The following is a 9,764-nucleotide window of genomic DNA, read 5'->3' as shown; positions in this document are numbered from 1 at the left end:
GGGGGCTCTCTCTCCTAAACTCCTGTTTCTTCTCTTTTTATAAAAAAAAAAAAACCCCCCCCCCCCCCCCCCCCCCCCCCACCCCCACGGACCGCGCCCACTCAGGCGAGCACCCGACTGGAGTCCTTCACGGACCTCGGCAAGGCTGAAGGCTCCCCACGCCGCATCAGACGCGGCGAAGCGGGCCTTCACCCCACCACCAGCCCCACCCACGAACACAACACCTTTGCCTTATCCCTCAATAGAACCGTCCTCGCCACTCACGACACGTGGCACGGCCGGCACCCGTCGAGCGTTCGGAACCTGACTCCCGCGGCATAAGAGGGGCCCTTCCCCCGCGGTACCGGGGAAGGGCTCCTCTCTTAGGCGCTAGCTCTTGCGTGACTTCGTAGCCTTCTTCTTCGCGTCCTTGGCCTTGCCCTTGACCGTCCCGATCGCGTCCTGGATCGGCGCGTAGGTGCCGTAGAGCGCCGGGTCGGGCTTCGGAGCGGTACCAGGTCCGCCGAGGGCCTCGGGATCCATCAGGTACTCGATCCCGTCCTCGCCGAAGCTCCAGCCACCCTTCGAACCGTCCGGACCGTCGGACAGGTGCCAGATGGTGTTGTTGTGCTCCTGGTTCTCCTCGTCGAACAACGCCGTCGGCGCGATGTCGCTTTCCAGGCCGTCGGCCTTGAGTTCCTCGATCGCGGCGAGCCACTGCTTCTGGTGCACCGTGTCCCGCGCGAGGTTGAACTGCAGCATCGCCTTCACGCCCGGGTCATCGGTCATGTTGTACAACCTGGCCGTCTGCAACCGGCCCTGCGCCTCCGCGGCGACGTTCGCCCGGAAATCGGCCAGCAGGTTGCCCGACGCCACGACATAGCGGCCGTTCCAGGGGTAGCCCTGGCTGTCGCTCGGTGTGGCGCCGCCACCGGAGATGATCGCCTGCTGGGGATCCATCCCGCCGAGGATCGCCGCGGTGGCCGGATCCTTCGCGGCCTCGGCCACCGTGGTGGCGGGCGCCCCTTCGAGCAGCCGGGCGACCATCGTCGCGAGCATTTCGACGTGACCGATCTCCTCGGTCGCCGTATCCATGATCAAATCCTTGTACTTGCCCTCGATGCGGCAATTCCAGCCCTGGAACAGGTACTGCATGGTGACGGTCATTTCACCGTAGGCGCCACCGATGAGTTCCTGCAGCTTGCGGGCGTACAAGGCGTCGGGCTTTTCCGGCTTGGCCTCGAATTGGAGCGATTTGGTATGACGGAACACTGACAACCTCCGAAGAGTTCAGGAAAGAAACAGAGCTAGCGCGAGTCGGCGATCGGCGCCTTCGAACCGGAGAGCGGAATGAGCCCGAGTGCGATCATCCCGACGGCGAGCCCGAGGTGCAGCCAGTTGTCTGCGCTGTTGACCGGCACGAAATTGGCCGCCGAGCCGTGGTCGATCAGCAGCCCGTACAGCCAGAGCACGAGGTAGATCACCCCGCCGCCGACGAGGAACGCCTTCGCGCCGCTCACCGTCCGCGCCAGCAGGATCCCCGCGACGCCGAACGCCAGATGGACGATGTTGTGCAGGATCGACACCTGGAACACGCCCAGCAGCAACGCACCGGACTCGTGGCCGGCGCCGCTCAGCTGTTCGTAGTTCGTCGTGATGCCGGGGATGAAGCCGAGGATGCCGACGAGCAGGAAGACCGCGCCCACGCCGAGGGCGATGAGCTGGCGCGGAGCCCGCCGAACCGTGGCCGGCGATGCAGTCATGATTTCCTCCGATCCAGGTGATTGGGGAACTGTGCGAACATCGCGTCGAGTACCCGGGCGAACGCCGTTCACACCGGGGAACCGGGGCAGATGAATTCGTGGGAATTCCGGTGTAACCCGGCCTGACCGGGGTAGTCACGGCGAAGCACGCACGTCACAAGGAGGTCGGAATCGTGGATGAAGACGCCGCAACGCAGGCCGGGCCGGGCGGCAAGCTTTTCCGTGCCGGCTTCCGCGCCCTCGCGGCCCTGCGTGGCGCGAGAGCCTTCCACCCGAATGGGCTACTGCTCAAAGGCGAATTTCACGGCCTGAGGTGCGACGACCTCGACCTGCCGGACGAGCCGATCGCTGTGACCGTGCGGATGTCCAAGGGGGCAGGCCTCCCGGGACGGGTGCCCGACGCGCTGGGGCTGGCGGTCCGGATCCCTTCCGCAGACGGCGCCCCCTGGGATCTCACGCTGACCACTTCGGGTGCCGGTCTGGTCGGCCGGGTACTGCCGCGGCCGTCGCGGGCCTGGACCACCGGGCGCTACAGCACCTTGCTGCCCTATCGCGCGAAAGGTGAACTGGTCTGGCTTTCGGCCCGCGCGGAGACGCCGCGGCATGCCGAAGCATCATTGGACGCTTTGAGGCGCCTGGTGCTGGAAGGGCCGGTGACCTACCTCGTCGAGACCGTCCGCGCGAACGGGCATCGGAAGCCCTGCGCGACGCTGACCCTGCACGAGGTGGACGAAGACTCCTCCCGCCCCGCGTTCGATCCGATGCTGCATCCTCCGCGAGGGTGGGAGCCGCGGCCCGGCTGGCTCGCCGGGCTCCGCGAGCGGGCCTACGAAGGCAGCCGCGAGGGCCGCTGATCAGCCCGCGAGGGGTTTGTCCAGCACGGCCTTCACATGGCTGAAGTTGTCGATCGAATAGCGGCCGTGATAGCGGCCCATCCCGCTCTCCCCCACTCCGCCGAACGGCAACTCCGGCGCCGCGAGATGGATGATCGCCGCGCCGAACACCAAGCCGCCCGACGACGTCTCCGCCTCGATCCGGCGCTTCGTTTCGTCCGATTCGGTGAAGGCGTACAACGCCAGCGGCTTGTCGCGTTCGTTGACGAACGCCAGCGCCGCGTCGACGTCGGGCACCTCGATGATCGGCAGGATCGGGCCGAAGATCTCGTCCCGCATCACCGGGGCGTCCGGGGAAACGCCGGTGAGCACGGTGGGCGCGATGTACTTCTCGTCGCGGTCGGCCTGGCCGCCGACGACCGCGGTTCCGTCGTCCAGCAACGCGGCGAGCCGGTCGTAATGCCGCGTCGAGATGATGCGACCGTAGGAGTCGCTGGTGGCGGGGTCCTCGCCGAACATCGCTTCGACGGTCTCGGCCAGCTGCTCGGCCAGCTTCGGGCCGGTGTCGCCGATCGCGAGGACGTAGTCGGGCGCGACGCAGGTCTGGCCGGCGTTGGCGAACTTGCCGTACGCGAGCCGCTGCGCGGTCACGGCGAGATCCGCGCCCGGCTCGACGATCGCCGGGCTCTTCCCGCCCAGCTCCAGCGTGACCGGCGTGAGATGCTTCGCCGCCGCGGCCATGACGATCCGGCCGACCGTCCCGTTCCCGGTGTAGAAGATCGTGTCGAACTTCTGCTCCAGCAGCGCCGTCGTCTCCGGGATCGCGCCCTCGACGACGCGGACGCCCTCGACGTAGTCCGGCAGATGCCCGGCGATCGCGGCCGACGTGTTCGGGGACAGCTCGCTCGGCTTCACGACCGCGCAGTTCCCCGCCGCCAGCGCTCCGACCAGCGGCGCGAGCACCAGCTGCAGCGGGTAGTTCCACGGCCCGATGATCAACGCGACCCCGAGCGGCTCACGGACGACGCGGCCGTTACCCGGCCGCAGCGGGTACGGGAGCTCGGCCTGCTCCGGAGCCAGCCAGGAGTCGAGGTTCTCCAGCGTGTGATCGATCTCGTTGCGCACGAGCGCGATTTCCGTGCGCTTGGCTTCGGCGGTGTTCTTGCGCAGATCGGCATAGAGCGCGTCGAGGAAGACGTCGGCCCGCTCGGACAGGAGCTTCCGCAGGCCCATGAGCTGCGTCCGGCGCCACTCCACCGGTTTCGTGACGCCGGAACGGAAGAGGTCACGCAGTTCTTTGACGACGGTGGAGGCATCACTGCTGGTCATGGATCCGAGCCTAGCGGCGAGGTGCAACAGGCGCCTACCGCCGAGCGGTATAGGGCGTTATACACAAGTGTGAAGGGCGCTTTCCCCGCGTGTCATGCGGGGAAAGCGCCCTTCAGCCCTCGGTAAGCGTTACGGGTAGCTCACCAGGTTGCTCGGCGTCGTCCCGGGTGGTGTCACCGCACCGGTGTCGTTGATGACGTGGGTGATGGTCCCCTTGTAGTTCAGCGAAACCGTCACCATGTTGTGGAACCGCACGCCGGAGCGGTTCGGCACCTCGAACGCGTGATACAGGTTCACCGACGGGTTGTCGTTGAAGAAGCAGTAGCTGCCAAGGCCCCACGCCTCGTGCGTGGTCACGTTGTCCCCCACCTTGTAGGCGGCGTACCCGTTGAGCCCGTCGGGACTCTTCCAGCCCGCCTGATCCGGGACGTCGTAAGGGATCTCGTTCTGGAAGAAGATCGTCCTGCCGTTCTGGCCGTTCCAGATCACCTGGTACTTCTGGTAGTGCTCTACGAACAGACCGGTCGCCAGCACGTTGTCGCCGTTGACGACCACCCCGGTGTCGCCGGTGTTGACCGTCCAGCCGTAGGTGCCCGCGTTGCCGTGGTCGGCCCGCCAGGCCCAGATGTGGTCGATGATGGTGTCGCGGCTGTTGACGATCAGGCTGTTCGTCGCCTTCCCCGCGATCTGACCGCCGATCCGGAAGAACACGTCCTGCAGCGTCGTCGGATTGGCCGAGTGGTTCGCCGTCGAGCCCGCCTGGCCGACCGTGAGCAGCGACTGCGAGTTGGTCGTTCCGGCGTCGAACAGCAGCCCCTTGATCCGGACCCCGTCCACGTCGGCGACCCGCATCGCTTCGACGCCGTTGTCGGGCACCAGCGTCGAGTAGCCGACACCGAGGACGACGGTGTTCGCCTTCGTCACGTTGAGCGTCTGGTTGAGGTGGTAGACGCCTGGCGTGAAGAACAGGTTGCAGCCCTGGGAGAGCGCCGTGTTGATCGACGACGCCGTGTCCCCCGCCTTCACGACGTAGAACTGGCTCATCGGCAGCGAACTGCCCTGCGTGCCGCCGTTGGCCCAGCTCGGCCCGGAAGCGTTGGTGCGCAACGAAGGCAGGAAGACCCGGTACTTGCCGGAGCCGTCGAAGTAGAGATACGGGACATCACGGGACACCGGCGTGGTGGCGAGCGTCGTCTCCGGCGGGTTCGGGAAGGTGTTGGCGGGAGCGCCGTTCGTCCCGGAGAAGACCATGTTCCAGACCCCGCCGTCCCAGCTGCCGTAGCTGCTATCGCGGGTGTACCACTGCTGTTGCGAGATCGAAGCGGTCCGCCCGGAGACCTTGGTGTCGGCGGTGTAGCCACCGCTGGCGAACCCGTAGCTGGCCGGGTAGAGCTGGAGCCCGCCGCGGATGTCCATGCGGCGGAACGGCGCGGCCTGCGCGACGGCCCAGCGAGTGGAGCCGCTGCTCGGGACCACGGCGAGGTTTTCCGCCGAGCGCCAGAAGTTCTGCAGCGCCACCCCCTTGTCCGACTCGTTGAAGGCGTCGACGGTCACGTCACCGTTGATCACGACGTCGCCCGGGTTCTGCCCCAGGCCCGCGACGGAGGTGTAGTAGCCGACGTTGTCGTGGATGCCGTTGTACACACCGGGCTTGAACAGGTGCGCGTACCGGCGCTCGGTGAACTGCGCGGTCAGCGTGTCCTTCTGCGCGTTGAAGTCCGCGTCCAGCCTGCTCTGGATCGACGCCGCCGACATGCCGGGGTCGAAGATCCGCACGTTCGGGCCGAAATCCGGGACCTCGGCCTGCGTCGGACAAGTCGCCTGTGTCGATCCGATCGTGTAGCTCGCCGACGTCACCGGCGAATTCGCCGAGCCCGGCTTGACCGCGATCGCGGAGATCGTCGAGGACGCGGAAACCGTGATCGGTCCGGTGTACGGAGTGGACGAAGCGGTCGGTGTGGAACCGTCCACTGTGTACCGGATGGTCGCGCCCGGCGTCGCGGACGACAACGTCACCGAGCGGGCGCTCGGGTAACTGCCACCCGGCGGGTCGAACGTCGGCGAGGCGACGGTCGTGCCGCTTCCGCCATGGGTGTAACCGAAATGCGGGGTGTCGTACTGCGGCCCGTTCTTCTCGTAGGTGAACCAGTAGTCGAGCACCGTGCCCGCAGTCAGCGAGCCGACGGTGTGCCGCCACGTGCCCCCGTTGTCGGTCATGCGGACGTTCTGCTGGCCCAGGCCGGGAACGCCGGTGTAGTGGATGTCGACGTAGCGCGCGGGCGTCGCCGGCGTAAAGGAGAACTGCGCCTGGCTCGCGTTCAGGGACGCGGCACTCTGGCTGTAGTCGGCGGCCGCGGCGGTGGCACCGCCGAGACCGGCGGCGATCAGGAGGGCGGAAAGGGCCGCGGCGAGCGCGCCACGAACCCTTTTCCGCCGTTGGGGCTGCACAAAGATCCGATCCACGTCGTGACACCTCCGGCGTTGGAAATCCACGGGCGAAGCAATTCGTTGCGCGCCACAACAAAGTAGCTGTCCGTGCGATATGTCCAGATCACGCTTCGGTAACAGTGGTGGTCCAAACCACTGACTGCTCCGCGCGGCCGCCGGGGACACGGCCGTTCGGCGTCATCGGACGAGGCGATCGGGTGCCGTTCAGCGGTCCGGAACGACGTAGAGCGTCGAGGCTTCCCCGCCGTGCATGGCGGCCAGGCTGGTCCGGCAGGCCAGGAGTACCTCGCGATTCGCGGCCGTGTCCGGCGGGACACCGCAGCCGTCGCAGAAGAGTTCGACCGAGCCCGGGAAGGTTTCGTCGACCTCGACGTCCACCGTGCGATCGCAGCGGCGGCACCATCGATGACCGGTGACCACCAGGATGTGCATCGGATCGGAGATGCACTGGTGCACCCAGCCGCGATGGACGTAACAGGTCGTCCGGACGTGCGCGCTCAGCCCGTGTTCCTCCGCCACGTCTTCCGCGGCGAGGATCGCGGCCAGCCGCCGGTCGGCGATCTCGCCGTACCGGTCCCGCCGACGGCCCGGCGGGGACGCGTCCGCCGCCGCGAGCAGTCTGAGATGAGCCCTTGAGGGTGGCGGGGTACGTAGCACCATGTGGGTCTCGACCTTTCGGCGTCCACCGGAAGTCTTATCAGGTCGTTCCCCGATTTCGCCGAAGCGACACCCGACCGGGCGACAAGGCGAACGTCGTTTGTACGGCCCTTGTATTCACGCTGCCCATGCTGACCGGACAACCGAGTCCGTTCAGGAGGCAGGAATTGTTGACCAAGGTAGCCGTGCTCGCGACAGCGACCGCGCTCTCCTTCGGCGTGGCCGCACCGGCCGGCGCCGAAGTGGCCGTGACCGCGTTGCCCGCGGCCAGCATGGAAGCGGTGCTCAAGGCCGCGCAGATCGACCCGCGCCGCGCTGACAGCGCGTTGACCCCCGGCGCCAAGGACAGTGTGCTGCTGGTGGAGCAGGCGCTGGCCGCCAAGGGATTGCTCGATCAGCAGTACGTCGACGGCCACTTCGGCACCTCGACGATCAACGGGTACTCCAGCTACCAGAAGTCGCTGGGCTACACCGGGATCGACGCCTCCGGCCTGCCGGGCAAGACCTCGCTCGAGAAGCTGGGCGAGGGCCGGTACACCGTCACCGCGGTGGCCTCGGCGGGTAGCCGCCTGACCTACCACGGCAAGACGATGAACACCCGGACCAAGGCGATGCTGGTGAAGGCCGAAGGTCTGCTCGGCAGGCAGCTCACCATCACGCAGGGCTCGTACAACCCCGGCGGCGTCGGCGCTTCGGCCGGGACGCACGACGGTGGCGGCGCGCTCGACATCGGTGTCGAAGGCATGTCCTCGACCACGCGGACCGACGTCGCGCGGAAGCTGCGTCAGGTGGGCTTCGCGGCTTGGGTCCGGACCCCGGCCCAGGGTTTCGCGTACCACATCCACGCCATCGCACTGTCCGATCCGGACCTGTCCTCCGGCGCGCAGCACCAGGCCGGTGACTACTACCTCGGCTACAACGGCCTCGCCGGCCGCGGTTCCGACGACGGCCCCGCCGTCACGCCGAAGCTCACTTGGGAGGAGTACCAGCGGTCCTGATCCCGCTGGCCGAAGGCCACCTTCGCGGATGTCGATCGCCGCGAAGGTGGCCTTCGGGCTGTCCGGGAACCCCCGGGTAGGCTTCCCCGCGACGGCAAAACCAGCGGGAAGGGAACATCGCGTGGAGGCTCAACCGGTCGGTCAGTGGCTCGACGAGCTGGCTTCGAAGGCCTCGACGCCCGGTGGTGGCGCGGGTGCCGCGATGAACGCCGCGGTCGGTGCCGCCCTGGTCTCCATGGTGTGCAACCTGACCATCGGCAAGCCGAAATACGCCGAGCACGAGGCCGCCATGACCGAGGCGCTGGGCAAGGCCGAAGACCTCCGCCGTCGCGCGCTCGGCCTCGCCGCCGACGACGCCGCCGCCTTCGACGCGGTCGTCTCGGCCTACAAGCTCCCGAAGGCCACCGACGAGGAGAAGCAGGCCCGTTCGGCCGCGATCCAGGCCGCACTGGTCGGCGCCGCCGACGTCCCGCTGCGCACCGCCGCCCTCGCCGCCGAGGTCATCGACGTCGCCGCCTCGATCCTCGAAGGCGCCAACACCAACGTCATCTCCGACATCGCGGTCGCCGCCTCGTCCGCCAAATCCGCGCTCGAATCGGCCGTGGTCAACGTCGAGGTCAACCTCGCGTCGATGTCCGACGAGCAGCTGCGCAAGGAGACCGAAGCACGGCTCGCCGAGTACGTCCCCGCCGCCGGGCGCGCCGACGCGCTCATCGCCGAAGTTCGCGAGAGGATCGCCCGATGACGCTGATCGACGGGCGCGCGATCGCCGCCGCCATCACCACCGAGGTCACCGAGACCGCCGCCAAGCTGCGCGAATCGGGCACCGCCCCGACGCTGGCCGTGCTCGTGCCGACCGACGACGACGCCACCGCCTGGTACGTGCGCTCGATCGAGCGCGCCGCGAAGAAGGTCGGCGTCGACTGCCGGGTGGTCCAGCTCGAAAAGCCGACCGGCGAGGACGTCACCCGCGAACTCGACAAGCTGTCCGCGGACCCGTCGGTCCACGGCATCATCTGCCAGACCCCGCTGCCCGAAGGTGTGACGCTGGACGACGTCGGCGCGCACATCGATCCGCGCAAGGACGTCGACGGCGCCAACCCGGTCAGCCTCGGCAGGCTCACCGCGGGCCTCCCGACCTACGCCCCCGCCACCGCCGCGGCGGTGCTGGAGATCCTGAAGCGCGAGCAGGTCGCCCTGTCCGGTGCCCAGGTCGCCGTCGTGGGCCGCTCCACCGTGGTCGGCAAGCCCGCCGCGCTGCTGCTGCTCGCCGAGAACGCGACGGTCACCGTCTGCCACTCCCGCACCAAGGACCTCGCGGCGGTCACCAAGACCGCGGACGTCCTGGTCGTGGCCGTCGGCCGCGCGCACTTCGTCGGCGCGGACCACGTCAAGCCCGGTGCCGTGGTGATCGACGTCGGCACGAACCCGACTTCTGAAGGCGGGCTCGTCGGCGACGTCGACCAGGCGGCCGTCGAGGGGATCGCGGGTTCGATCACGCCGGTCCCCGGCGGCGTCGGCCCGGTCACGACGTCACTGCTGCTGCGGCACACCGTCACCGCCGCGCAGTCCTGAACCGCTGAGCCAGGCGGCGAGTCCATTCAGGACTCGCCGCCTTTGGCGCGGTAAGTCATTTGTGGCGCGTCGCGAAAGCCACTTTCGCGACCTCGAGCGCGCCCCCACATGGGTTGTGGGCCCCGCCCCCCCCCACCACCCCCACCACACGACAAGACCCCAAAACCGCGGACCCCCCCTAG

General features: G+C 68.1%; 9 protein-coding genes. 4 read left to right on the top strand and 5 right to left on the bottom strand.

All coding sequences use genetic code 11. The annotated features are described in order from the left end of the window. Nucleotides 1–369 precede the first annotated feature (369 nt). The gene (locus tag ACIHAO_RS09150; RefSeq protein ID WP_396556652.1) at nucleotides 370–1,251 is read right to left on the bottom strand and encodes a manganese catalase family protein; all 882 of its coding nucleotides are present in this window, start codon (nucleotides 1,249–1,251) and stop codon (nucleotides 370–372) included. A gap of 35 nt (nucleotides 1,252–1,286) precedes the next feature. Then, nucleotides 1,287–1,742: a DUF4383 domain-containing protein gene (locus ACIHAO_RS09145; protein ID WP_396556082.1), complete on the bottom strand. Its 456-nt coding sequence runs from the start codon at nucleotides 1,740–1,742 to the stop codon at nucleotides 1,287–1,289. A 173-nt stretch (nucleotides 1,743–1,915) separates the two neighbouring features. On the opposite strand from ACIHAO_RS09145, the gene ACIHAO_RS09140 reads away from it, so the two are divergent. Beyond that, on the top strand, nucleotides 1,916–2,596 hold the full coding sequence (locus tag ACIHAO_RS09140) for a hypothetical protein (RefSeq protein WP_396556080.1): 681 nt from the start codon (nucleotides 1,916–1,918) through the stop codon (nucleotides 2,594–2,596). On the opposite strand, the gene ACIHAO_RS09135 is transcribed toward ACIHAO_RS09140, so the two are convergent. The 3 genes from ACIHAO_RS09135 to ACIHAO_RS09125 form a co-directional block, all read right to left on the bottom strand. After that, nucleotides 2,597–3,904: an aldehyde dehydrogenase family protein gene (locus ACIHAO_RS09135; RefSeq protein ID WP_396556078.1), complete on the bottom strand. Its 1,308-nt coding sequence runs from the start codon at nucleotides 3,902–3,904 to the stop codon at nucleotides 2,597–2,599. A 129-nt stretch (nucleotides 3,905–4,033) separates the two neighbouring features. After that, the gene (locus ACIHAO_RS09130; RefSeq protein ID WP_396556076.1) at nucleotides 4,034–6,367 is read right to left on the bottom strand and encodes a chitobiase/beta-hexosaminidase C-terminal domain-containing protein; all 2,334 of its coding nucleotides are present in this window, start codon (nucleotides 6,365–6,367) and stop codon (nucleotides 4,034–4,036) included. Nucleotides 6,368–6,556: 189 nt separating this feature from the next. Next, the gene (locus ACIHAO_RS09125) at nucleotides 6,557–7,012 is read right to left on the bottom strand and encodes a hypothetical protein (protein WP_125795637.1); all 456 of its coding nucleotides are present in this window, start codon (nucleotides 7,010–7,012) and stop codon (nucleotides 6,557–6,559) included. Nucleotides 7,013–7,176: 164 nt separating this feature from the next. On the opposite strand from ACIHAO_RS09125, the gene ACIHAO_RS09120 reads away from it, so the two are divergent. The 3 genes from ACIHAO_RS09120 (at nucleotide 7,177) to ACIHAO_RS09110 (ending at nucleotide 9,582) form a co-directional block, all read left to right on the top strand. Continuing rightward, nucleotides 7,177–8,007, top strand: coding sequence for a peptidoglycan-binding protein (locus ACIHAO_RS09120; protein ID WP_396556074.1), 831 nt, complete (start codon nucleotides 7,177–7,179; stop codon nucleotides 8,005–8,007). 121 nt (nucleotides 8,008–8,128) lie between these two features. Next, nucleotides 8,129–8,752: a cyclodeaminase/cyclohydrolase family protein gene (locus ACIHAO_RS09115; protein ID WP_396556072.1), complete on the top strand. Its 624-nt coding sequence runs from the start codon at nucleotides 8,129–8,131 to the stop codon at nucleotides 8,750–8,752. Further along, entirely contained in the window at nucleotides 8,749–9,582 is an 834-nt protein-coding gene (locus tag ACIHAO_RS09110) for a bifunctional 5,10-methylenetetrahydrofolate dehydrogenase/5,10-methenyltetrahydrofolate cyclohydrolase (RefSeq protein WP_396556070.1), read from the top strand. Before ACIHAO_RS09115 ends, ACIHAO_RS09110 begins: the two co-directional genes overlap by 4 nt. Nucleotides 9,583–9,764: the final 182 nt, after the last annotated feature.

The organism is Amycolatopsis sp. NPDC052450, assembly GCF_044547565.1.
Classification (GTDB): Bacteria; Actinomycetota; Actinomycetes; order Mycobacteriales; family Pseudonocardiaceae; genus Amycolatopsis.
The sequence above is the reverse complement of the archived record's forward strand: the minus strand, read 5'-3'. Positions and strand labels throughout refer to the sequence as shown.